Genomic DNA, 24,153 nt, shown 5'->3' on the forward strand with positions numbered 1-24,153 from the left:
CGTCTTTCTTCCGAGATGCCGCCCATGCAACCGTTCGAACCCGTACAACGCAGCAGCGCGCTGCCGCCATCCGGCGATCAGCCACCGCCATGGGGCGGCACGACGCCGCCTGCCGCGCCTGCTCCCGACCAGCCGCGCAAGCGCCGCGCCGTGCGCATCGCCTTGACGACCGGCGGCCGCGTCGGACTGGCGATGGCCGGCCTGATGCTGTTCGTCGCGGTGTTCGCGCCGCTGATTGCGCCGCATGACGTCGGCGCGATCGTCACACCGGACGTATTCGCGCCGTTCAGCGCAAAGCTGCCGTTCGGCTCCGACTTCCTCGGCCGCGACATGCTGAGCCGGATCCTGTACGGCACGCGGCTGACCGTGCTGCTCGCGCTGGCCGCGGTACTGCTCGCCGCGGTGACCGGCACGACGCTCGGGCTGCTCGCGACCGTGTCGGGCCGCGCGGTCGACGAGACGATGAGCCGGCTGCTCGACGCGCTCACGTCGATTCCGTCGAAGATGTTCGCGCTGATGCTCGTCGCCGCGTTCGGCTCGTCGCTGCCGCTGCTCGTTCTCACCGCCGCGATCAGCTACATGCCCGGCTCGTACCGGATCGCGCGCGCGCTGGCCGTCAACATCAGCACGCTCGAATTCGTGCAGGTGGCCAAGGCGCGCGGCGAAAGCGCGCTGTACATCGCGTGCGTCGAGATGCTGCCGAACATGATCCACCCGATGCTGGCGGACACCGGGCTGCGCTTCACGTTCGTCGTGCTGCTGCTGAGCGGCCTGAGCTTTCTCGGGCTCGGCGTGCAGCCGCCGTACGCGGACCTCGGCTCGCTCGTGCGCGAGAACATCGCGAGCCTCGGCGACGGCTCGGCCGTCGCGATCATGCCCGCGATCGCGATCGCGATGCTGACGGTGGGCGTCAACCTGATGATCGACGGCCTGCCGCATCGCGGCCGCCGCAAGGGCGCGGCCGGCGCCGCCGGAGGACACTGATGCGACACGAATCCAACCCGCTCGTCGAGGTGCGCGGGCTGCGCGTGGTCGGCGGCCGGCCGGGCGGCGATGAAACGACGATCGTACACGGCGTCGACTTCGACATCGGGCGCGGCGAGGTGCTCGCGCTGATCGGCGAATCGGGCTCCGGCAAGACGACGATCGCGTTGTCGCTGATGGGCCATGCGCGCACCGGATGCCGGATCGCCGGCGGCTCGGTGAAGCTCGGCGGCACGGACGTCTGCACGCTGTCCGCTCAGGCGCTGGCCGCGCTGCGCGGCCGCAAGGTCGCGTATATCGCACAGAGCGCCGCCGCCGCGTTCAACCCGTCGCGCACGATTCTCGACCAGGTGATCGAGAGCGCGCTGATCCACAAGACGATGACGAAGCGCGACGCGCAGGCGAAGGCGGTCGAGCTGTTCCGCGCACTCGCGCTGCCGGAGCCGGAGGCGATCGGCAAGCGCTATCCGCACCAGGTGTCGGGCGGCCAACTGCAGCGGCTGATGGCCGCGATGGCGCTGATCACCGATCCGGAGCTGGTGATCCTCGACGAACCGACCACCGCGCTCGACGTGACCACGCAGATCGACGTGCTGCAGGCGTTCAAGAGCGTGATCCGGCGCTGCGGGATGAGTGCGGTGTACGTGTCGCACGACCTGGCCGTGGTCGCGCAGATGGCCGACCGGATCGTCGTGCTGAGCGACGGCGTGATCCGCGAGGCGGGCGACACCGAACAGATCCTGCATGCGCCGACGCATCCGTACACGCAGAGCCTGATCGCGGCGGTCACGCCGAACGATGCCGAACGCGACGGCAAGCCTGTGCCCGCTGCGCCCGCGCCGCTGCTCGACGTGCGCGGCGCGATCGCGGGCTATGGCGGGCGCACCGCGAACGGCTGGCCCGCGAAGGTGATCCTGCATGAAGTCGACCTGCGCATCGGGCGCGGGCAGACCGTCGGCGTGATCGGCGAATCGGGTTCGGGCAAGACGACGCTCGCGAAGGTGATCGCGGGCCTCGTGCCGGCGACCGGCGGCGCGATCCTGCTCGACGGCGAGCCGCTCGCGCGCGATATCGTCAAGCGCACCAAGGAGCAGCATCGCCGCGTGCAGATCGTGTTCCAGAACGCCGATACCGCGCTGAACCCGGTGCATACCGTCGAGCGCACGCTTGCGCGGCCGCTCGCGTTCTACCACGGGATCAAGGGCGCGCGTGCGCGGCAGCGCGTCGCGGAACTGCTCGAACTCGTGCGGCTGCCGCAGGCGGTCGCCTCGAGGCGTACCGGCGAGCTGTCGGGCGGGCAGAAGCAGCGCGTGAACCTCGCGCGCGCGCTCGCGGCCGAGCCCGACCTGATCCTGTGCGACGAGGTCACGTCGGCGCTCGACACCGTCGTCGGCGCCGCGATCATCGAGCTGCTGCGCGACCTGCAGGCGAAGCTCGGCGTGTCGTACGTGTTCATCACGCACGACATCGCGAAGGTGCGCGCGATCAGCGACGACATCGTCGTGCTGTATGCGGGCCGCCGCGTGGAGACGGGCAGCCGCGACGCGCTGTGCGCGCCGCCTTATCACCCGTATTCGCATCTGCTGGTGTCGTCCGCGCCGGAACTGCGCGCGGGCTGGCTCGACGATGCGGCCGAGCGCTGCCACCGGCCGCTGGTGCCGATCGGCGCGCGCGAGAACGAGGCCGAGCTGTGTCCGTTCCTGTCGCGCTGCGCGATGCGCGTGGACGGCGTGTGCAACCGCACGGCCCCGTCGCTGCGCACGCTCGGGAACGGTGCGCAGGTGCTGTGCCATCGCAGCGAGGAAGATCTCGCGCGCTTCCAGGCCCAACCGGCGGAGGGCGTCGCACCGGTGCAGCCGGTGCGCCAGTAGCGTGCCGCGCCATTCATTCATCGCGGTCGCCGGCCGCGGCGAGCGGCCTTCCGCATAGTGTGCCGCGGCGGTCGCGCAAAACGGCAATTTGTACGCGTGCCGTGCGCGAATACGCGGCACCTGCAGTTTTTGACGGTGATTAAATGGCTTTCAATGGGCGATCGCCGATCGCTGTCGCAGGAATGCTCGAGAAGGATCCGATGAAACTGGAATCGTACTGGCTGGATACCCGCCCCGCGTTTCGCGCCGGCAGCGTTGGGCCCGTCGAGGGGCGGGCCGACGTCGTCGTGATCGGCGGCGGTTTCACCGGCTTGTCGGCGGCGCTCGCACTCGCGCAGCGCGGCGTCTCGGTGGTCGTGCTCGAAGCCGCGCAGGTCGCCGGCGAAGCGTCCGGCCGCAACGGCGGCCAGTGCAATACCGGCGTCGCGCAGGATTACGCGTCGCTGGCCGCGCGCATCGGCGCCGTGCAGGCGAAGCAGTTTTATCTCGCATACGAAAGCGCGGTGAAGAGCGTCGAGACGATCGTGACCGAACAGGCGATCGACTGCGATTTCCGGCGCGCCGGCAAGCTGAAGCTCGCCGCGAAGCCGCAGCATTTCGAGGGACTGGCGAAGACGTTCGACGTGCTGCGGCGCGACGTCGATCCCGACATCGAGCTGATCGAGCCGTCGCGGATCCGCGATGAAATCGCGTCCGACGGCTTTTACGGTGGACTCCTGCAGCGCAACGGCGCGCAGATGCACATGGGCAAGTTCGGCGTCGGGCTCGCGCAAGCGGCCGTGCGCGCCGGCGCGCGCGTGTACGAGCACGCGGCCGTCACACAGCTCGACAGGCTGGACGGCGAGCGCCACCGGATCACCTGCGCCCGCGGCACGATCGTCGCCGATCGCGTGCTGGTCGCGACCGGCGCATCGCAGCACGGGCCGTTCGCATGGTTCCGGCGGCGCATCGCGCCGGTCGGCAGCTTCATCGTCGTGACCGAGCCGCTGCCCGACGCGCAGCTGAACCGGCTGTTGCCGCATCGCCGCGCATACGTGACGTCGCGCCAGATCGGCAACTACTTCCGCGTGACGCCCGACAACCGGCTGCTGTTCGGCGGCCGCGCGCGCTTCGCGATGTCGAGCCCGCGCTCCGACGCGAAGAGCGGCGACATCCTGCGCGCCGGCATGGCCGGCTACTTCCCGGAACTGGCCGACGTGCGGCTCGACTACTGCTGGGGCGGGCTCGTCGACATCACCGCCGACCGGCTGCCGCGCGCGGGCCAGCACGACGGCCTCTATTACTCGATGGGCTACAGCGGCCACGGCGTGCAGATGTCGGTGCACATGGGCCGCGTGATGGCCGACGTGCTGTATGGCGCGGCCGCGTCGAACCCGTGGCGCGAGCTCGAATGGCCGGCCATACCGGGCCATTTCGGGCACGCGTGGTTCTTGCCGCTCGTCGGCGCGTACTACCGGATGCAGGATTTCCTGCATTGAAGCGGCTGCCCCGGGAGGATTCGACATGACCACACGATTCGATTGCCCGCTCCATGTCCCGCGGCCGGTCTCGCCGGCGATCGGCGACGTGCTGCGCACGATCGACGCGTCGTTCGCGCAGCCGCTGAACCTGGACACGCTCGCGGCGGTGGCCGGGTTGAGCGTGTCGCGTTTCACCGCGCGTTTTCGCAGTGAAACCGGGCTGTCGCCGCACCGGTATCTGTGTCTCGTGCGGATACGGCGCGCGCAGGACCTGTTGCGTGCCGGTCTCGCGCCGTCGGTCGTCGCGACCGACGTCGGCTTCTTCGATCAGAGCCATCTGTGCCGGCATTTCCGGCGCGTGCTCGGCATCACGCCGCGCGATTACGTGGTCGCCCGAACGGGCGGCGCGCCGGTGCGAGCGCCATCGACGCGCCTGCGCGCCGAACGCCGCGAAGGGTCGTGTCACATTGCGTAGGCGCAAGCGCGGACGGTGTCCGCGAACAACGATTTCCGATACCGTGCGACGGATTCTCGACAACCTCGTCGCGCACTGGCAGGAGCAGAAATGACCGCAGTTTTCGTGTTGCACCGGGCCGACGGCACGGCTGACACAACCAATGCAACCGCCTTCCGCACGCAGGCGTTCGGCGAGCGCGATCCTTTCGCGCGACATCGCGAGATCGCGTGGGAAGGCCCCGACGCGATGGCCGCCGGACGTATCCGTTTCGTTGGCAAGCTCGACGTCCCGAGTTATCCGCACATCGAAACCGTCGTCGTCGTCCAGGGCGAGCTGACGCTCGAAGCGGCCGGCGCCGCACCGCTGGTGCTCGGCCCGGGGCAAGGCGCCGTCATCGGCGGCGGCACCGCACTGCGCATCGCCGCGCAAGCGCGCGTGCTCGTCATGTTCTGCGCGGCAGCGTGCGCGCAACCGACGAAACACGGCCTCTTCGAGCTGCGCGCCGACGCGGACTTCAAGCCGTCCGCCACGCTGCCGGCCGAGGTGCTGCTCGGCCCCGCGCCGCAATGCCGCAGCGACAACGTGTTCACCGACGACGGCGCCGGATGCTGCGCGGGTACCTGGGATTCGACGCCTTATCACCGGATCGTCCGGCCGCATCGCGCGAACGAGTTCATGTTCCTGCTGGACGGCGGCGTCCGGTTCGCGGCGCCCGACGGCAGCGCGCAGTCGCTCGGTACCGGCGATGCGCTGTTCGTGCCGCGCGGCGCGTCGATCGGGTGGGAAAGCAGCGAACGCGTGGCGAAGTTCTACGTCGTGCAAAACGTCCGCGTATCAACCGAACGAGACTGAGCATGTCCCCTCCGCTGCGCCATATCGAAACCTTGTCCACGCCGCCGGCCGCGGCCGACGTCGTCGTGATCGGCGGTGGCATCATCGGCGTCTTCACCGCCTACTATCTGGCCCGCCGCGGCATATCGGTCGCGCTCGTCGAGAAAGGGCGCATCGGCGCCGAGCAGTCGAGCCGCAACTGGGGCTGGTGTCGCCAGCAGAACCGCGATGCGCGCGAGTTGCCGATGGCGAGCAAGAGCATCGATCTGTGGGAACGATTCGCCGCCGAATCCGGGGAGGACACGGGCTTTCATCGCTGCGGGCTGCTGTATCTCAGCAACGACGAGGCCGAGCTGTCGCGCTGGGCCAGCTGGGGCGAATTCGCGAAGACCGCCGGTGTGACCACGTACATGCTCGACAGCAAGCAGGCCGCCGAGCGCGGACGGGCAACCGGGCGGCAATGGAAGGGCGGCGTGTTCTCGCCGACCGACGGCACGGCCGATCCGGGCAAGGCCGCGCCGGCCGTGGCCGCCGCGCTGATCAAGCTGGGCGGCAGTGTCCACCAGCACTGCGCGGCGCGCGGCATCGAGCTCGAAGCCGGCCGTGTCGCGGGCGTCGTCACCGAAGCCGGCGTCATCAAGACCCGAACGGTCGTGATGGCCGGCGGTGCATGGGCGTCGTCGTTCTGCCGCCAGCTCGGCATCCGGTTTCCGCAGGCGTCGATCCGTCAGTCGATCCTGAGCGTGTCGCCCGTCGACACGCCGCTGCCGGATGCGATGTACACGTCCGGCGTGTCCATCACGCGCCGCTGCGACGGACGCTACGCATTGGCGATCAGCGGCCGCGCGCGCGTGGACCTGACGCCGCAGTTCCTGCGCTTCGCGCCGCAATTCGTGCCGATGTTCGCGAAACGCTGGCGCAACCTGCTGCCGGGCGGCCTCGAAGGCGTGCGCGGCGGTCATGAAACGTTGAAGCGCTGGCGCCTCGACGCGCCGACGCCGATGGAAGCCGTACGCATTCTCGATCCGAAGCCCGACATGCCGACCGTCGCCGAAACGTACCGCCGCGCGTCCGAACTGTTGCCCGAACTGCGCGAAGCGAAGATCACGCACGCGTGGGCCGGCTTCGTCGACAGCACGCCGGACGGCGTGCCGGGCATCGGCGAAGTGCCGGGCGTACCGGGGCTGATCCTCGCGGCGGGGTTTTCGGGGCACGGCTTCGGGATCGGCCCGGGCGCCGGGCACTTGATCGCCGATCTTGCCACGGGCGCGCAACCGATCGTGGACCCGACGCCGTACCGGCCCGGCCGGTTCAGCGAGTCCGCATGGGGCAAGGTCGCGGATTTCTAGTTCGAGGCCGTCTCGCGGCGCCTGGTATCGACTCAAGGACACGCTGCAATGCATTCACCCATCGATTCACCGGTTCGTCACCTGATGGCAGCCGGAAGGCTGGATCGCTTTTTCATCGACGGCGACTGGGTGTGGCCCGACGGCGCCGAGCGATTCGCGGTCGTCAGCCCGTCCACCGAGGACACGCTGTGCGAGATCCCGCTCGGCGGCGCGCGCGACGCCGACCGCGCGGTGCAGGCCGCGCGCAATGCGTTCGAACGCTGGTCCGCGACGTCGCCGCAAGAACGCGCGGCGCTGCTCGACCGTGTGCACGCGTTGATGCTGGAGCGCGCCGAGTTGTTCGCCACGGCACTCGCGCTGGAAATGGGCGCGCCGATCGGCTATGCCCGCGGCGCGCACGTGCCGCTCGCGGCCGAACATATTCGCGTCGCGCGAGACAATCTGGCCAGTTATCCGTTCCGGAAACGGCGCGGGACAACCGCGATCGTGCGTGAGCCGATCGGCGTGTGCGCGCTGATCACGCCGTGGAACTGGCCGATCTACCAGATCACCGCGAAGGTCGGGCCGGCGCTCGCGGCAGGCTGCACGGTGGTGCTGAAGCCGAGCGAATTGTCGCCGCTCAGCGCGCTGCTGTTCGCGGAGGTGGTCGCCGATGCGGGCGTGCCTGCCGGCGTATTCAATCTCGTGAGCGGCAGTGGAACGGAAGTGGGCGCGTCGCTCGCGTCGCACCCGGAGGTCGACATGGTGTCGATCACCGGATCGACGCGCGCCGGCGTGCTCGTCGCGCAGGCGGCGGCGACGACCGTCAAGCGCGTCGCGCAGGAGCTCGGCGGCAAGTCGCCGAATATCGTGTTGCCGGATGCGGACCTGTCGCGTGCGATCCCGCCGGGCGTCGCCGCCGCGTTCCGCAACATGGGGCAATCGTGCAGCGCGCCGACCCGCATGATCGTGCCGCGCAGCGTCCTGGGCCGCGTCGAGGAGCTGGCCGTCGCGGCCATGGAGCGGATGGTGGTCGGCGATCCGTTCGACGAGGCCACGACGCACGGCCCGCTGGCCAATCGCGCGCAGTTCGGGCGGGTCGCGCAGATGATCGACGTGGGCATCGACGAACGCGCGAAGCTGATCGCCGGCGGCTCCGGCCGGCCGGCGGGTCTCGGCCGCGGCTTTTATGCGCGGCCGACGATCTTCTCCGAGGTGCGCACCGACATGGCGATCGCGCAGCAGGAGATCTTCGGCCCGGTGCTCGCGATCCTGCCTTATGACACCGTCGACGAAGCGGTCGCGATCGCGAACGATACGGTCTACGGGCTCGGCGCGCACGTGCAGGGCACCGACAAGGAACGCGTACGCGCGGTGGCCGCCCGCATCCGCGCGGGGCAGGTGCATCTGAACTACCCGGCATGGGACCCGCAGGCGCCGTTCGGCGGGTACAAGCAGTCGGGCAACGGCCGCGAGTACGGGATCGAAGGGATGGAGGAATACATGGAGATCAAGTCGATCGTCGGCTTTTACGACTGACGCAGCCGCTGCGCGCGAACGCGGCGCAGTACAGAATGGAAGCCGTCTACTTTCCGAAGGTGCCGAAATTGGACTACCCCGACATCCCCGAGACGTCTCTGAAAGCACATTACGCACACTGGGCGGCCTTGCGCCGCGACCTGCATGCGCATCCCGAGTTGCGATTCGAAGAACACCGGACGGCCGACGTCGTCGCCCGCGAGCTCGAGGCGCTCGGCTATGCGGTGTCGCGCGGGCTGGGCGGCACGGGCGTCGTCGCGAGCCTGCCCGGCGCGGACCCCGGGCGCGGAATCGTGCTCCGTGCGGATCTGGATGCGTTGCCGATCCACGAAGCCAACGACTTCGCGCATGCATCGTGCACGCACGGGATCATGCATGCGTGCGGCCATGACGGCCATACCGTGATGTTGCTCGGCGCCGCACGCATGCTGAAGGAACTGCCGCAGTTGCCCGGCACCGTCCATTTCGTGTTTCAGCCGGGCGAAGAGGGCGGCGCGGGCGCGCGCAGGATGATCGACGACGGGCTGTTCGAGCAATACCCGACGGAAGCGGTATTCGGCATGCACAACTGGCCCGGATTGCCGGCCGGGCATTTCGGGTTGCGCACGGGCCCGATCATGGCCGCGGGTTCGCGCTTCAGGATCACGGTGACGGGCAAGGGCGCGCACGCGGCGCAGCCGCATCTGGGTATCGATCCGGTGCCGCTCGCGTGCTCGATGGTGCTGCAGTGTCAGACCATCGCCGCGCGGCACAAGGACCCCGTCGACCCGGCGGTCATTTCCGTCTGCATGTTCCATGCGGGCACGACGGACAACGTGATTCCGGACACCGCCGAGCTGCGCGGCACGATCCGCACGCTGTCGTCGGCGCTGCAGCAGAAGCTGCAGCGCGACGTCCAGCTCATGTGCGAGGGGCTGGCCCGCGCCCATGGCGCGCAGGTCGACGTGGCGTTTTTTCAGTACTACCCGGCGACGGTCAACACGCCGGCGGAGACGGCGCTGTGCGAAGCGGTGATTCGCGACACGTTCGGCGACGCGCATGTCGGCCGCGACGTGCCGCCGAACATGACGTCCGAAGACTTCGGCTTCATGCTGGAGGAGCGGCCGGGCGCTTATGTGCTGATCGGCAATGCGCAGGACGGCGCGGCCTCACCGGCGCTGCATCACCCGAAATACGACTTCAACGACGACATCATTCCGGCCGGCGTCCGGTATTGGGTTGCCCTGGCACAGGCTTACTTCAGGCGTTCATCGGGAACGCGTGCCTGACGCCCATCGCGTCGTGACGCCGGAGCGCATACGGTGTCCGGCGAACTCGGCACTGTCGAGTGGGCCGAGCGGCTCTGACCGAGCCTGATCTCGCCCAGGTACGCGCTGTCGCCCAATTCGCACTCGCGCCAAGCGTTGCCGAGGGCATGTCGGATTTTGACTCGGTAAAGGCCGCTGCCCTTGGCCAGGCCGTCGAACCGGAAATCGCCGAAGCCGTCCGAGACGGTTTCGGCAACCTGCAGATTACCTGCATATAAGGCGACGGCCGCATCCGTGACACACTCGACCACGTTTCCTGCCTGGACGCTGACACTTCCGCCGACGAAGCACGTTTCCCAGCGCTCAAGGCCGCTATACCACACGCGGGGCTTCGTGCCCAGGTTGGGTCGCAATACCTTGAGTCCCTCGCGCCGGGCCTTCTCGGCCATCGCCGCGTCATCGAGCTTGACCGTCTCGAAGACATCGGTGGGGCACGACTGCTGACAACGCGGGCGGGACCAACCCTGGTCGAGCAAATGAGCATCGAAGATCCAGATCTGGGGCAGCTGCAGTTCTTCGTTCCAGACGATCGCCTTGTAGGGGCACGCCTTCACGATGTCTTTTCGGCCTCGCGCCTTGTCCGGATCGATGATGACGATGCCGTCGGCGCGCTTGCGAATGGCGCTACCGCCCACCCGCATGCAGGGCGCGTCGTCGCAGTGGTTGCACATGACCGGCAGATAAGTGGTCTCGATCATGTGCGAATCACCCTGTACACGACGCAAGATGCGGATGGGGCTCTCGGCGCTGGCCGCGGCGGGTGCCGCGTAACCGGGGAAGTCATTGCCGACGTGCTCGTCACGCGCGGCGATCACGCAGTTCTGGCAGTTTTCGCAACGGCCGACCTTGATAATCAGGTTCCACTTGCTCATCTGAAATTCCTCACGCTGCGCGACCGAGCATGAACGCCTCGGCACCGCGCCATTTCTCGACCTGCACCAGGCAGGAGTTCGGGCTCATGCTGCTGGTGCCGGAGGTCTGCGGCCGGTCGGGGGTCAGCATGTTCATGCAACCGCCAATCTCGACTTGCTCGCCATCGATTTCGATCAGCTGAAATTCAGCGCTCGCCTCGTACGATTTCACCACGCCAGCGTTCACCAGGGGCGAGACATCGGCCGCACAGATCACGGCGCCGCGGTCGTTGTGTACTTTGACGAGATCGCGATGCGCAATGCGTCGAATGGCGGCGTCAGCCGGATTGAGCCTCAGGAGCCAGAACCGGTGCCCCGCGATCAGCGCGCGATGATCGTCGATGCCGTTCACTGCAGAATTTTTCCCGTCGCAATGGGTATGAAAGCTGTAGCGGCTGTGGGTGGCGATCAACTGCAGCGGGTAGCGACGAGCCAGGTCCGAGCGCAGACCCTCCCAGGAGGGGATATATCGGTTGAGCGGTGGCCGGTCGGGATTGTCCGCAGTGTGTCGCTTCAGCAACTCGGGCACGAACTCCAGCTTGCCGCTCGGCGTCTGCAGCCCCCTGCCGAACCGTTCCGAGAACTGTGACGGCAGCGGATGAGGTTCCGGCAGGTCCTTCTTCCTGTCTTGCGCATACCAACGCATGTCCACGGGATGACGCAGCTCGGGCTTTTCGGGCGGCACGACGAAATAGCCCTTGCGGCAAAATTCGCGCCACGAAATGTGATCGGGCAGATCCGACGAGTCGAAGACGCGCTTGACCCAGTCAAGATCGCCACAGCCTTCGGTGAAAACGCCACCCAGGCCCAACCGGGTCAGGATGGCAGTGAAAATGTCGTAGTCGGAGCGGGACTCGCCCAAGGGTTCGATGCACTTGTGCTGCAGCGTCAGCATGCGATGGTTGACCGTGCCATACCCATGGTGGGCGTAGCCACCCGAATTCGCCCATTCCCCAATGTCCCAACGCTCCAGCGAAGTGCACGCGGGCAGGATGATGTCGGCGAACTGGGCTTCGCCTTCCATCCAGATCGACTGATTGACGACGAACTCGATGCTCGAGTGCCGGTAGGCCTCCGTCCAGCGTCCGGAATTCGTCACGGTACTGAACGCGGATCCGCCGTAGCGATAGATCATGTGGATCGGCGAATAGCCGGGCATCGGATAGGTGAACGGCGCAAACTGGGCTTCCTGGGACATGCCGTCCCAGAGATAACCGGTGGCGTGACCGTTGAGAATCGCCTCGGGCATCTGCTGTCGCGGCACCATCTGCTTGACGGGATTCATGGTCAGGATATGCGGCATGCGCTGGTAGTTGTCCACCGCATTGGCGGTCCACGCCAGGTCGCCTGAAATGCCGCCGTCCGCGTAGCCAGGGAAGTAGAACTGGAGATCGTGCGGGACGCCGATTTCGAGGCAGCCGAAATTCACCCCCGGCTTGCCCCAGCCCTGCATGGACATCATCATGATCATGCAGCGCGCCCATTGCGCCCCGGTCGCCCCGCGGCCCGCGCCACCGAATCCCGCGCCGGTCATCCCGACGGCGAGATGAACCTTTTTCTTGCCCCATAGGCGGGCAAGTGCGCGGGCATCCTTGGCCGGCACGCCGGTCTCGCGCTCCTGCCACTCGGGAGTCTTGGGGGTACCGTCGGATTCGCCCAGAAGGTAGGCTTTCCAATCGTCGAAACCGGTCGTCCGCGTCGCGACGTAATCCTTGTCGTAAAGGCCCTCCACGGTCCAGACGTACATGATGGCGGTAGCCAGGGCGGCATCGGTTTGCGGCCGGATCGGGATCCAGCGGCCGCCCAGCAGCTGTGTGGTGGGATTGCAGTGCGGGTCGATGTGAACGAACTCGATGCCGAGCTCCTTGGCCCACAGGCGGCGTGGGGTTCCCTCGAATCCTGCGTAGGCCCCGTTGGTACTTTCGGGGTCGCAGGACCAGAAGACGATCATTTCGGCTTCCTTGAGACCATCCTCGAGGCCGCCATAGCCGGAGGGCACGCCGACGCGCATCGAGTTGCCGAAATGATGCATGGCGCCCCAGTACCAGCCTTCCCAACTGTCCGGATTCGCGGCGACCCGGGTGAAGCCGATCAGGTTGGCGAATCGCGTCAGCGCGCTGAGGTAGTAGCCGACGTTGCCCCACTGGTGGTGGGACGACATCGGGAAAGTGATGGAACCGGGGCCGTGGACACGCTTCTGCCGGTTGATCTCCCTGGCGACGATGTCCAGGGCCTCGTCCCAGCTGATGCGCACATAGCCGGACTTGCCGCGGTTCTGCGGATTGCGCTCGCCGTCAGGGTCGAAGTCGACCCGTTTCATCGGGTGAAGGATGCGCTTGTCGGAGTAGACCAGCGACTTGAGGGTCAACGCGTGGGGCGCGACCAGTCCACGCCGTGGCGGGCTGAAGCGGCGTCCACGTGCCTCGATCACCCAACTTGACGCATCCGTATCGTCCAGCTCGATGGGCGTCACGCGGACGATGCGGCCATCCTTGACGTAGACGAACAGGGGCCCGCCATTGGTACAGGTCGTGTAGCGTCGGGTGCCGTCGCGCATGGGCGTGCCCATCGTCAGGCCGACGGTGCGCATCATGTTCAGGGTTTGCATGAGCCAAACCAGCAGTTCGTCCTCGCCCTCGGTGACCACCTTGAAGTTCTTGGCGGCGTGGACGATTTCGCCCTGGTCCGGGCTCGGGGAAAGGAACTTCAGGGCGGTGGCGACGTCCTTGAAGGCCATGCGCACGTCGGGCCGCGGATGCTTGCCGGCGCGCGACCGGATACGGCCATTCCTGAACTCGATGGCGCGACCGATGCTTTGATCCATGAGCCCGATCCACGCGACGAGATTGCGCTCCTCGAGGCGATCGCGATAGGCGGGGAAGCGGCGCGCCGTCAGGTCCAGAACCTTGGGCAATGCAAAAAGAATGGTCTTGAGAGCCTGTCGTTTCATCGTTCGATCCAAAGTGTTGCTTCCATGCGGGGGGCTGGCATCGGGTCGCACCCGCTAGAACGTATAAGCGACGTTCAGGAAAACGTTGACGGGGTGGAGTCGGAGCGTCGATGTGGAAACGATCTGCGTCCCGGTCGCGGTCTGTCCGTATAACGTGAGGTGGGTCTTCACCGGCATGTAGCCGACGGAAGCTCCGACAGACCAATGTTTGGTCATCGCGTAACTCGCCCCGAGCTCGAACACCGGGTTCCACGATGAACTGAGTGTCGCGCGCGCCGAGCCACCCGGCCCAAAGCTGTCGGAGACGAACTGGCGATTGGTCGCCCGAACCTGGGTGAACCACGTGTAGTTGACGCCAAGCCCTACGTACGGACGGAATCTCGATGTGGCTGAAAACAGGTGATATCGAAGTTCGATGGCGGGCGGCATCGGCCTTGTCGTGCCGAGGGTGCCATACTTCTGCAACGTCCCGTCACCGACCAGATTGACTTTCAGTGGCAGTCCAAACAGCATGGCGACACCAACGTTGTCGGTCACGTAGTACTCGGTGGTGATTCCCATCGTATCCGTCGAGCTGGCATGCGCCCCGGTACCCGCCATTTGCTGATTCACCGATACGCCGCCCACACTTTGCACCGTCAGGGGCGTCGCGTTGCCCTGCGGCGAGATGTGCAGCCATCCAACCGATGTAGTGATGCTTCCGGCCGTCTGCGCATCTGCATGGTCGGCAAGTGCAGCCGTGCAGATACAAGCCGCCACGCCTGCAAAATGCATCGTTCGCGTGAAATTCATTTTTGTCTCCTCTGTCCCGGTCCGATTCAGGAACTGCATATAATTTGGATACCTTATCGATCATGACGAGCCGCTCTCGGAATTTTTGTTGTCTCGGCTAGTCGCGCGCCTCCGTCACCGCGGATCTGTTTCCGTCGGACCGGGCGATCGAATTGGTTTCGCGGCGAACGAGATCGAGAACGCAAACGGAAAACGCCCCAGCACGAAGCGCGCCGCGGTCTCGAGCCCGGGATCGCTCAGCTCGACCGAGACCGACATTCCGCCGGAATCACCGGTCGAGACGTTGACTGATGCGCCGGGAGCTCCGCCCTGGTCCAATGCCGCGCGGAGTGCGTCACTCGTCTCTCGGCGCTTGAGTTCCGGTTTGAATATCTTGCCGACGCCGGTGAGCGGGATCGCTTCGACGATCCGGACATGCTTGGGCAGGGCGGCGCGTTCAGCGATCTCCTGCTGCATGAACACTTCCAGATCGTGTTCGGTAGCGGTCATGCCCGGCTTGAGCTGAACATACGCGACCGGCAACTCACCGGCATAGGCATCGGGGCGCCCGATCGCCGCTGCGATCTGGACCGCCGGGTGTCGATGCAGTGGTTCCTCGATCGTCGCCGGGTCGATATTGTGTCCGCCGCGGATGATCAACTCCTTCTTGCGGCCGGTCAGCCAGAAGTAACCGTCGCTGTCGCAGCGGCCGAGGTCGCCGGTGTTGAGCCAGCGCTTGCCGTCGCCGAGATCGAGCCACAGGGCCTTGTTCTGGTCGGGACGCGTATAGCCGGTGAAGACGTTCGGCCCGGAGATGACGAGCAGCCCCTCCTCGTCGGCTGCGCAGTCGCGCAGATACCGTCCCGCATCGTCCACGACGACTGCCTTCATCGCCTGGAAGGGGATGCGGAGCCCGATCGATCCCAGCCGACGCTCGCCGGTCGGCGGGTTGACGCTGCTTACGCATGCGCCTTCGGTGAGCCCGTAACCTTCGAGAATCCGGATGCCCGTTTTTTCCTGGAAGGCCCTGAAGACGCCGACCGGCATCGGCGCGGCGCCGCACAGGCCGTATTCGAGCGAGTCGATGACATGATCGTCGGCAGGAACGTCGAGCAGAGAAGCATAAAGCGTCGGGACGCCACTGAAGAAATTGATGTGATGATGTTCGACGATTTCCCAGAAACGCTTGACGACGCCGTCGCCTCGGTAACCCTGCGGTGTGCCGAGCACGACATGGGCGCCGCGCGAGAAAGGCAGGAGGCCGGTCACCATCGCGGCGTTGACGTGAAAGAGCGGCAAGCCGCAAAAAGTCGCTTTGCCGGGGCCGATACTGTCGCCGAAGAACCGCCCGGCGCTCCATGCATTCGCCACTTCGTTGCCGTGGCTGCGCATCGCGATTTTCGGCAACCCGGTGGTTCCACCGGTACAGAAGAAGGAGGACATGTCGCCGGGTCGAATGCGGCGCGCATTGTCGAGCGCTGTACCGGATTCGCACGCGATTGCCGTACCGAAGTCGTGGATCTGGATGTGCGCAGGCACCGCGCTGCGCAAACCGCCGTCGCCGTACAGCCGCGCACACGCGTCGTGCTGGAGCGTGCGTGCCGCCGACTGCGCCATGCCCCGCACACGATCGGCCGGATTGACCAGCACGAGATGCCGCAGCGGCTCGACCTCATGAAGGATATCCGCGACCTTTTGCCAGAGATCGGTCCCGGGAAATGGCGCAAGCGTCACGAGTATGCTGGCACCGGCCGCTTTGAGCAGATTGCCTATCGCTTCGCCTTCGAGGAGCGGATTGATCGCGCATACGATGCCGGCCGCTTGCCCGCCCCAGATCACGAAATGCGTTTCGGGAAGATTGGGCAGCACATAAGCGATCACCGAATGCGAGCTCACGCCGAGGCGCGTGAACATGTTGGCCGTGCGCGTGATGTCACGAACCAGCTCGCGATAGGTCCAGCGCTCGGCGTCGCGGTGCGCGTCGGCGGTCATGAAAAAGGAGAGGGCGGGGGCGGACGGATCGATGGCCGCACCGGCGCAGATCATCTCGTATGTGCTGGTCGGAAGGTCGGGCGGAAGGCCCTGCGCTTCGATCGCCAGCACGTCGTTCCGGGTCGCGATGCCGTTCATGCTGCCTCGTCCACGATCTCGTTGCGTTGCACGCCCAGATCGATCGTTCCATCGCGGCTCGCGATCCGGGCTTCGACGATATCTCCGGCCTTCAGATACTGCGGGCGTGCGGCCTGAACCTTCATGAACATCTTCCACTTGACGGATTCGGGAAAAAGCGCAACGGCCCGCTGCTTGAGCGGCGACGGGATGCTGAGTGCGCATCCGGCCGGCGTGCCGGTCGCGAGCAGGTCGCCGGCGCGAAGGTCGTGCACGCCCGACAATTCGGTCAACGTTTCCGCTGGACCATAGACGAGGTTCGATGTCGAGTCCTGCTGGCGCACCGCGCCGTTGACGGTCAACGTCAGGTCGAGCGCCTTCAGCTTCGGGAAGTCACGCCGCTCGAGCAGGCACAGATATGGGCCGACCGGGCCAAACGTCCGGAAGCTCTTGCCCTTGTAAAACTGCATCTGGGGAATCTGGATATCGCGTGCGGAATAGTCGTTGACGATCACGAGGCCGGCCACGTACTCGTGCAGGTTCTTGTCCGTGATCTGCTGGTGAGACGTGATGTCGCGTTTGAGGATGAGGCCGAGCTCGATTTCGTAGTCGAGAAACCGGACGTGCCGCGGTTTCACGACCTGTGAGTCGGCTGCGACGATGCAGCTGGTCGCCTTCGTGAAGATCATGTTGAATGACTTCGCGTCGGGATTCATGCCGGACTCGATCATGTGCTGGCGATAGTTGGCGCCCTGGCAAACGAATTGCTGGTTGGCTGTCACCGGTGGCAGCCACTCCACGTCCGACTCCGGAATCTTCGATCCGTCGAGCGTGACGAGTCGTTCAACCGGATTCGCCGCGAGAAAGCTCGCGGTTGTCTCGAAGTCGCCGGGTATCGGCGTGACGGCGCCATTGGCGACCACGCCCCATTGGGCGCGCCCCTGATGCCGGTAGTGCAGGACATGCAGTGACATGAATGGTCTCTCGTGAGTCGAATGGGCGGTTGGGGATCAGGCGAACAGCTTCGCCAGGGTCAGCAGCTTGCTGACCGTCAGATCGGGACTGCGGCGCAGGTTGCGAAACAGCGCCGCGAGGCTCGACGGCGTGAGCCGGGGCTTCGTGAAGCTGCGCGGCATCGTCGGGCCCCACTGCGACATCGCTTCACGGCTGACCGCGTGCACGCCCGTCGCCACGTCCGCCGTGAACATGTCTCCATCGCAGTAGTGTTCATGCTTGTCGCCCCAAGGGTCCTGCCAATAGTCGAAGACCTGGCTGCCGAGAATGTGCCGGCCGATGCCCCACGCGTGCGCCCACCCGTTGTCGCGGAGCATGCGCTGGCCCATGCCGACGGCATCGGCGTCGACCAGTTCGTACGCGCTGTGGCTATAAGTCGGCACGAACCCTTGGGCGAGCGCGAGCGTATGGTGGTCGGCCGGCCTGTCGCCGAGATCGAGCCGCATGAACGCAACCGCAGGCGAGCCGTCCGGCAGCACCTGGACATCGCTGGGAATGAACCCGAAATGCCGCGTGTACCACGCGCAGGTTTCCTGGTAGTCGGCGAGCTCGAGCACGACGTGTCCGAGCCGAATGACCTCGGGCGCGCTCGCCGGCGGCCGCTGCGTTTCGTTGATCCGCACGGGCGTGTCGACCGAGTTGAACGGGAGCGGAGCGCGATGCGGCAACGTGTCGGCCAGTGTCTGGCCCGCAATCGCGTCGACCCGAAAACCCGACGGATCGACGAGCCGCACCCGGAGGCCGCCGCCGGGCCAATCCGATGCCTCGACCTCCGACGCGCCAGGGACCTTGGCGAGCGCCTCCAGATCGGCTCGGCTGTCGACCCGCAATCCGAAGCCGACGAAGCGGGCCTTCGGCGCGAGGCGAACGACATAACAGAAGTGTGCGGTGCCCGTTCCGCGCAGCAGCAATAGCGTGTCGTCACGCAGCACCGTTTGGAGGCCGAAGTCGTTCAGAAAGTGCTCTGCCTCGTCGAGATCGGGGCGATCGAAGATCAGATAGGCGAGCGCCGATGCCTTCGTTGTGGGGTGAGGGTGGCGAGCCGGTTGTGGGGTGGTCAGCTTCATGGCGGATGACAATCAGGCAGATCGAATGGCAATCGCGAAGGCAGGCGCCGTCGCATCGAGGGGCTTGCCGCGCAACGGCAGGCATGCAATCTCACCGTCGCACGAAGTCACTGGCCGGACCATGAATGCCGCGAGGTCGATCGTCGATTTCGCATCGGAGCGGCGCTCCCCGTCGCCGGTGCCGCGACTCGCCGACAAATGGCCCGATGCGGCGCCGACTGGCCTGAATCCTGCGATCAGTGCGCCGAGCATCGAAGGCAGCCCGCACTCCGGCGACGAGAGCGAGCTGTCGTGAATGGACGCGCTGGCGCCCGTGTGCATGTGTGTCTCCACCGTATCTCCATTCGTCGTTCGATCGGTTCATCAGGCCGTGTTCGGCCGCCTTTGGTGACATTAAAGTCATAGATGATGACTTTGTCAATGTAGACATTTGAATCTATACTTGGGCACGAACAAGGATCGGAAACGTCATGACGAATACACCGAGTCGCCGGACACCAAAGCGCTCCGCTCCGGAGGCAACCAGTCCCGCGGTCGCCGAAGAGCGCGAGCCGCGTGGCGCGCGCCGCAAGCGGGAGACCCGTGCCCGCCTGCTGGACGCCGCGCTCAGACTGATGGCGGAGAAGGGCATGGAAGGCGTCGCCATCAACGAAATCACCGAGGCCGCCGACGTCGGCTTTGGCTCGTTCTACAACCACTTCGAATCGAAGGAGGCGATCTACGCGACCCTCGTCGAATCGGTATTCGAGGAGTTCGCGGATTCGCTCGATCGCTTGGCCAGCGGCTTGTCCGACCCGGCGGAAATCATTTCCGTCTCGGTGCGGCATACGCTGATGCGCGCGCGGCGCGAGCCGGTGTGGGGACACTTCCTGATACGCGAGGGCTTTTCGGCGCGCGTCCTGACGATGGGCCTGGGTCAGCGCCTGCTGCGGGATATCGAGCGCGGCATCGCCGAGAAGCGCTTCGTGGTCGCCGACCCATTCATAGGCTTCCTTTCGGTTGGCGGTACGGTGCTGACCGCAATTGCCGCCGAGCTCAACTTCGTCGCTCCGGGTGCACCGGCGGCCGGTGTCCTCGAGGAACTCGGCTTCAGCGGAGAGCATTTTCCGGAACGCACGGCGGCGACGCTGCTGCATACGCTGGGGCTCAAGCGCGCGGAAGCCGAGAAGATCGCGAGCCGGCCGCTGCCGGTCGTGGAAGCGGCCGAGACGGCTCGGTGACGCCATGAGCCCGGCGTGCGCCGTTCAGCCGGCGCACGCATCGCGGTGTCCTGGGTCAGCTCTTCGTGCCGTGCGTTCCGTATGTAAACAGACCCTACGCACCAGCACGCAACAGCGCAACGCCGAGCACCGCCGCCCATTCGGCCGACGATGGCATGCGCTCCGGGGTGTCTGCCGCGCCGCTTGCCGCAGTCGGTGGCGCCGGCTCGGCGTGCAGCCGGTCGACGATCTGCCGTAACCCGGCATCGCGCAGCGCGTACAGGTGCACCTCGACCCACAGCGGGAAACACTCCCAGCCGGCGGCGATGTCCGCGGAGTCGACCGCGCGGGAGCCCCGGTGCTTGTGCGCTGCAGGCCGCATCTTTGTCAGTAATCGCGGGCGGTCGCGGCGCAGGATCTCGATCAACAGCTCGCGCTTGTGCCCGAAGTTCGCATAGAACGCGCCGCGCGTATAGCCCGCGCGCTCGACGATATGCTCGACGGTCGTATCGGCGAAGCCCTTCGCGATGAAGCATTCGCGAGCGGCGGCAATGAGCCGTTCGCGGGTGTCGAGCCGGCGCTGCATGCGGGTGAGGCGGGCAGGTTTCATCCTGTGCTGTCCGTGCGGTGGAAATGGCTGAAGCGGCGCAATATCGCGCCGCGCGAAATGTCACGTCGTCACGGCGCCGATTCAATCGTCGAGGGCGTCCGGCGCGCCGCGATCGACAGCGGGGGGCGCGATCGGGCGCCCGAGTGCGCCCGCGCGGCAATCGGCCGGCGGCGCGGCGTGCGCGGCCGCCGCGCGAATGCCCGCGGCGATCCCGAGCGCGAGCGCATCGAGCGCGCGACGATGCGCGTCGACGAGTGCATCGTAGCCCGTCGACGCACCGGACCGAACGATGCTGCGGCACGTCAGTGCCGGCTGTCCGGACCCGGAACTCACACTCCACGTCGCGTCGAGCAGCACGTGCGACGCCGGCCACGACTCGACCCGCTGGACGTCCACCGCGACCCGGTAGACGGGCGCGCCGTCCGGGTGGGCGACGCGGTGAACATCGATCGTGCCGAGCCGGGACGCGACGCGCGTCGACAGTCCGCCGCGCATCTCATCGCCGAGCGGTGCGGCCCAGCGCTCGTGCTCCAGGATGTCGGTCCGATCGGGGCCGCGTTGCACGACGAGCCGGGTGCCGTCCGCCGGCGCCGCGACGTGCACGCCCTGGATGTCGATCAGCCAGGCAGGATGCGAGACGGCGGCTTCGCCACCCGCATCGTCCGCCGCCGCGAGGGTATGGAAGCGCACAGGCGGCGACGCGCACGCGCTCAGCACCGCGAGTGCGACGCACGTCGCGATGCGCGCCGGCATACGGAGGCGACCAAACGAACGCGCTTTCATTGCCGGTCTCCCTTCTTGCCGAACAGCAGCGATTCGGGATGACGTTCCAGATAGTCCGCAAGCGCGTTCAACGACTGGAGCGTATGCGTGAGCGACTGCATCGCCTCATGTACGTCCGACTGCATCGGCGAATCCTGCCGCAATGTCGACTCTGCCGCGTTGAACGTGCGTTGCGCGGCGGCCAGCGTGTCGCGCGCCTGCGGCACGACCTGCTCGTCGAGGTGGCCGAACAACTGGTTCGCATGCGCGAGCGCGCCGTTCAGATTGTTGCCGATCCGGTCGAACGGAACCTGATCGAGCTTGCGCGCGATGTCGGCGATCTGCACCTGCAGTTCGTCGAGCGTGGTGGGCACGGTCGGCAGCTCCACCGGCGTGCGGCGCGCGTCCACGCTCGCGCGCGGCGCCTTCGGGAACATGTCGAGCGCCACGTAGAGCTGACCGGTCAGCAGGCTGCCGGTGCGCAACTGCCCGCGCAGCCCCTGGAGCACCAGGTGCTCGAGCAGTTCGTGGCCGCCGGCCGTATCGGGCGCGGGCAGCGCCGTATCGCTGTGTCGGCTCAGTCGCGACGGATAAAGCGCCATCGTGACCTTCATGCTGAAGTTGCGCGTGTGTTCGTTGTACTCGATCCCGAAGTTCGTGACCTGACCGAGCACGATGCCCCGCAGATCGACCGGCGCGCCGACCGACAGCCCGCGCAGCGACTGGTCGAAGCGCATGACGACCATCAGCGGCGTGCCGTCGGGGTCGCGCATCGCGTCGGCTTCGTCGGGGGCAAGCCGGAACGGCGCGTTGTCGGCTGCCTGCGGCGCGTCCGGTTGTCCGGGCGGCGATTGAAACGCGAGACCGCCGACGATCACCGTCGCCAGCGACTGCGTGTTGAGTTTCAGGCCGCTCGAATCGAGCCGCAGATCGACGCCGCTTGCGTGCCACCAGCGCGTATTGACGCTGACGTACTTGTCGTAGGGCGCCTTCACGAACGCCTGCACGTCGACGCCGGTACCGTCCTTGTCGAGCGAGAAGCCGACGACCTGACCAACCTGCAGATGCCGATAGAACACGGGCGAGCCGATGTCGATCGAGCCGAGCGAGTCGCCGTGCAGCAGGTAGCGTCGGCCCTGCTGGTCCGATGTGACGGCAGGCGGCGTCTCGAGGCCGGTGAAATCGGTCTGTTTCTGCGGCGAGCGGCCGAGATCCGCGCCGATGAATGCGCCGGAGAGCAGCGTGCCGAGGCCGGAAATGCCGGTGGCGCCGACGCGCGGTCGAACGACCCAGAAGCGTGTGTCGCGGTTCGCGAAGCCCGCGGCGTCGCGCGTCAGTTGAATGCTGACGACCACGCGCTTGAAGTCGGGGGTGAGCGTGATGGTCTGGACGGAGCCGATATCGACGTCCTTGTAGCGGACCTTGGTCTTGCCGGCTTCGAGGCCCTCGGCGTTGGCGAACGTGACCGTGATCGTCGGGCCGTTGGCGGCGACGGTCCGGATCACGAGCGACAGCCCGATCAGTGCACAAACGAGCGGCACGATCCAGACGAGAGACGGGATCCAGCGGCTGCGCGGCCGGATCTCGGGTGGCGGTAAATCGAACGGATGCATCGTTTGGGAATTCGAAATAAATCGGGCGATTGCGCCGGTTCAGAGTTGGTGATGGGCGGCGGCCGGGCGCGGCGCACCGTCCCAGATGAGCCGCGGATCGAACTGCATCGACGCGCACATGGTCAGCACGACCACGGCGCCGAACGCGAGCACTCCGGGGCCGGGCGTGATCTCGGCGAACGAGCCGAAATGCACGAGCGCGATCGTGAGCGCGACGACGAATACGTCGAGCATCGACCAGCGGCCCACGCGTTCGACCAGCCGATGCAGCCGGGCTCGTTCGAGCGGCCGCCATTGCATGCCGCGATGGGCGGCGATCGCCTGAAATGCGAGGATCGCGAGCTTGAGCATTGGCACGAGCACGCTCGCGATGAACACGATGACGGCGAGCGCCCAGTCGCCGGACGTCCAGAAGTACGCGACGCCGCCGAGGATCGTGTCGTCCTCGGCTCGGCCGAGCGAGGTCGCGTGCATGACTGGCAACAGGTTCGCCGGGATGTAGAGCAACGCAGCGGCGGCGACGAGCGCGCCCGTGCGGGCGGCGCGCGTGCAGCGGCGATCCGCAGCGTGTACAGTGCTGGCCGCATGTGTGTGCCGGCTGCACGCGCGAGCAGAGGTGACAGGCGATCCATCCCGCGGCGCGGGCCGTCATGCCCGCCGATCCGCTGCCTGCCGTTGCCCGGGGCGCCGCTTGTCGCGCCGTGTCGGGGTGAGGCGGGTTCGTATGGTCGGCATCGCCTGGCTGCAGTGTGACGAGTTCGTCGCGCGCTGCCCACAGTCGGGCCGGTTCGATCGTCGACAGCAGGCAGAGCATCATCGTAAGCCCTGCGAACGCGAATAGCGCGGGCCCGGCGAGCACGTGTGCGAGGTTCGTCAGTTTGACGATCGTGATGAGTACGCCGAGCATCAGCACCTCGACCATGCTCCACGGCCGCAATCGGTGTACGCCGCGCAGCACTTGTGCGAAGTGGCGCGGTACGCGGCCCGCGCGCAACGGCACGAGCAGGTATAGCCATGCAGCCAGCTCCAGCAACGGGAACAGCATCGTCGTGCAGAACACGAGCGCGGCCACCACCGGCTGACCGTTCGACCCTAGCGCGAGCACCGCGTCGCCGAGCGTCGCGTGCGACGCGATGCCGGCCGCATCGAGCGCGACGATCGGAAAGGCCTGCGCGACACAACACGTCACCAGCGCGGCGACCGTCAATGCGCACAGCCGGTCGAGCGAGCGGCGGCCGTGCGCCGCACCGCTCACGCGAGCGCGGCATCTCGGGCAGTGTGCCGCCAGCGCGCGCAGGCGCGGCGGACGCTGAAGCAGCAGGTCGCATTCGTGGCAGGCGACCAGGTTGTCGGATTTCATCGGGACTCGA

At 66.7% G+C, this 24,153-nt stretch carries 19 protein-coding genes and 1 pseudogene; 9 read left to right on the top strand and 11 right to left on the bottom strand.

The genetic code is table 11. The features are described 5' to 3' along the window. Positions 1-24 precede the first annotated feature (24 nt). The 8 genes from WT26_RS01080 (at position 25) to WT26_RS01115 (ending at position 9,738) form a co-directional block, all read left to right on the top strand. Complete coding sequence (locus WT26_RS01080) at positions 25-984, top strand: ABC transporter permease (protein WP_069271989.1); 960 nt, start codon at positions 25-27, stop codon at positions 982-984. Continuing rightward, positions 984-2,855 carry an ABC transporter ATP-binding protein gene (locus WT26_RS01085; RefSeq protein ID WP_069271990.1) on the top strand — a complete coding sequence of 624 codons (1,872 nt, stop codon included), beginning with the start codon at positions 984-986 and terminating at the stop codon, positions 2,853-2,855. Before WT26_RS01080 ends, WT26_RS01085 begins: the two co-directional genes overlap by 1 nt. 200 nt (positions 2,856-3,055) lie before the next feature. Then, positions 3,056-4,333 carry an NAD(P)/FAD-dependent oxidoreductase gene (locus tag WT26_RS01090; RefSeq protein WP_069272163.1) on the top strand — a complete coding sequence of 426 codons (1,278 nt, stop codon included), beginning with the start codon at positions 3,056-3,058 and terminating at the stop codon, positions 4,331-4,333. A 25-nt stretch (positions 4,334-4,358) separates the two neighbouring features. Beyond that, entirely contained in the window at positions 4,359-4,790 is a 432-nt protein-coding gene (locus WT26_RS01095) for a helix-turn-helix domain-containing protein (RefSeq protein ID WP_069271991.1), read from the top strand. A 90-nt stretch (positions 4,791-4,880) separates the two neighbouring features. Beyond that, positions 4,881-5,624, top strand: a complete 744-nt coding sequence (locus tag WT26_RS01100; RefSeq protein ID WP_069271992.1) for a cupin domain-containing protein — start codon at positions 4,881-4,883, stop codon at positions 5,622-5,624. Between the two features lie 2 nt (positions 5,625-5,626). Further along, positions 5,627-6,952: an NAD(P)/FAD-dependent oxidoreductase gene (locus tag WT26_RS01105; protein WP_069271993.1), complete on the top strand. Its 1,326-nt coding sequence runs from the start codon at positions 5,627-5,629 to the stop codon at positions 6,950-6,952. A gap of 48 nt (positions 6,953-7,000) precedes the next feature. After that, entirely contained in the window at positions 7,001-8,470 is a 1,470-nt protein-coding gene (locus WT26_RS01110; RefSeq protein WP_069271994.1) for an aldehyde dehydrogenase family protein, read from the top strand. A gap of 35 nt (positions 8,471-8,505) precedes the next feature. After that, complete coding sequence (locus tag WT26_RS01115; protein ID WP_420480921.1) at positions 8,506-9,738, top strand: M20 aminoacylase family protein; 1,233 nt, start codon at positions 8,506-8,508, stop codon at positions 9,736-9,738. Here the strand turns inward: WT26_RS01115 and WT26_RS01120 are convergent. The 7 genes from WT26_RS01120 to WT26_RS35055 all read right to left on the bottom strand — a co-directional run bounded on the left by WT26_RS01120 (position 9,705) and on the right by WT26_RS35055 (position 18,920). Next, on the bottom strand, positions 9,705-10,649 hold the full coding sequence (locus WT26_RS01120) for a 4Fe-4S dicluster domain-containing protein (protein ID WP_060114507.1): 945 nt from the start codon (positions 10,647-10,649) through the stop codon (positions 9,705-9,707). The genes WT26_RS01115 and WT26_RS01120 overlap by 34 nt on opposite strands. Before the next feature lie 10 nt (positions 10,650-10,659). Beyond that, positions 10,660-13,638, bottom strand: coding sequence for a molybdopterin-dependent oxidoreductase (locus WT26_RS01125; RefSeq protein WP_069269510.1), 2,979 nt, complete (start codon positions 13,636-13,638; stop codon positions 10,660-10,662). A gap of 54 nt (positions 13,639-13,692) precedes the next feature. Then, positions 13,693-14,430 carry an OmpW/AlkL family protein gene (locus tag WT26_RS01130; RefSeq protein WP_059766217.1) on the bottom strand — a complete coding sequence of 246 codons (738 nt, stop codon included), beginning with the start codon at positions 14,428-14,430 and terminating at the stop codon, positions 13,693-13,695. Positions 14,431-14,544: 114 nt separating this feature from the next. Beyond that, complete coding sequence (locus WT26_RS01135; protein ID WP_069271995.1) at positions 14,545-16,539, bottom strand: acyl-CoA synthetase; 1,995 nt, start codon at positions 16,537-16,539, stop codon at positions 14,545-14,547. Further along, complete coding sequence (locus WT26_RS01140; RefSeq protein ID WP_069271996.1) at positions 16,536-17,492, bottom strand: fumarylacetoacetate hydrolase family protein; 957 nt, start codon at positions 17,490-17,492, stop codon at positions 16,536-16,538. Before WT26_RS01140 ends, WT26_RS01135 begins: the two co-directional genes overlap by 4 nt. 36 nt (positions 17,493-17,528) lie before the next feature. Next, positions 17,529-18,599 (bottom strand): VOC family protein, encoded by a 1,071-nt coding sequence (locus WT26_RS01145; protein ID WP_069271997.1) that lies wholly within the window; start codon positions 18,597-18,599, stop codon positions 17,529-17,531. Positions 18,600-18,611: 12 nt separating this feature from the next. Then, positions 18,612-18,920, bottom strand: a complete 309-nt coding sequence (locus tag WT26_RS35055) for a hypothetical protein (protein WP_080405946.1) — start codon at positions 18,918-18,920, stop codon at positions 18,612-18,614. 149 nt (positions 18,921-19,069) lie between these two features. Between WT26_RS35055 and WT26_RS01155 the strand changes: the two genes are divergently transcribed. Then, the gene (locus tag WT26_RS01155) at positions 19,070-19,819 is read left to right on the top strand and encodes a TetR/AcrR family transcriptional regulator (protein ID WP_059715350.1); all 750 of its coding nucleotides are present in this window, start codon (positions 19,070-19,072) and stop codon (positions 19,817-19,819) included. A gap of 94 nt (positions 19,820-19,913) precedes the next feature. Here the strand turns inward: WT26_RS01155 and WT26_RS01160 are convergent, their stop codons facing one another. The 4 genes and pseudogenes from WT26_RS01160 to WT26_RS01175 form a co-directional block, all read right to left on the bottom strand. Continuing rightward, positions 19,914-20,384: a TetR/AcrR family transcriptional regulator gene (locus WT26_RS01160; protein ID WP_230461553.1), complete on the bottom strand. Its 471-nt coding sequence runs from the start codon at positions 20,382-20,384 to the stop codon at positions 19,914-19,916. A gap of 105 nt (positions 20,385-20,489) precedes the next feature. Beyond that, entirely contained in the window at positions 20,490-21,191 is a 702-nt protein-coding gene (locus WT26_RS01165; protein WP_069269513.1) for a PqiC family protein, read from the bottom strand. Then, complete coding sequence (locus tag WT26_RS01170) at positions 21,188-22,783, bottom strand: intermembrane transport protein PqiB (protein WP_069269514.1); 1,596 nt, start codon at positions 22,781-22,783, stop codon at positions 21,188-21,190. The genes WT26_RS01165 and WT26_RS01170 overlap by 4 nt, the downstream gene beginning before the upstream one ends. A 39-nt stretch (positions 22,784-22,822) precedes the next feature. After that, a pseudogene (locus WT26_RS01175) lies at positions 22,823-24,143 on the bottom strand (paraquat-inducible protein A). Positions 24,144-24,153 lie beyond the last annotated feature (10 nt).

The organism is Burkholderia cepacia, from assembly GCF_001718835.1.
Classification (GTDB): domain Bacteria; phylum Pseudomonadota; class Gammaproteobacteria; order Burkholderiales; family Burkholderiaceae; genus Burkholderia; species Burkholderia cepacia_F.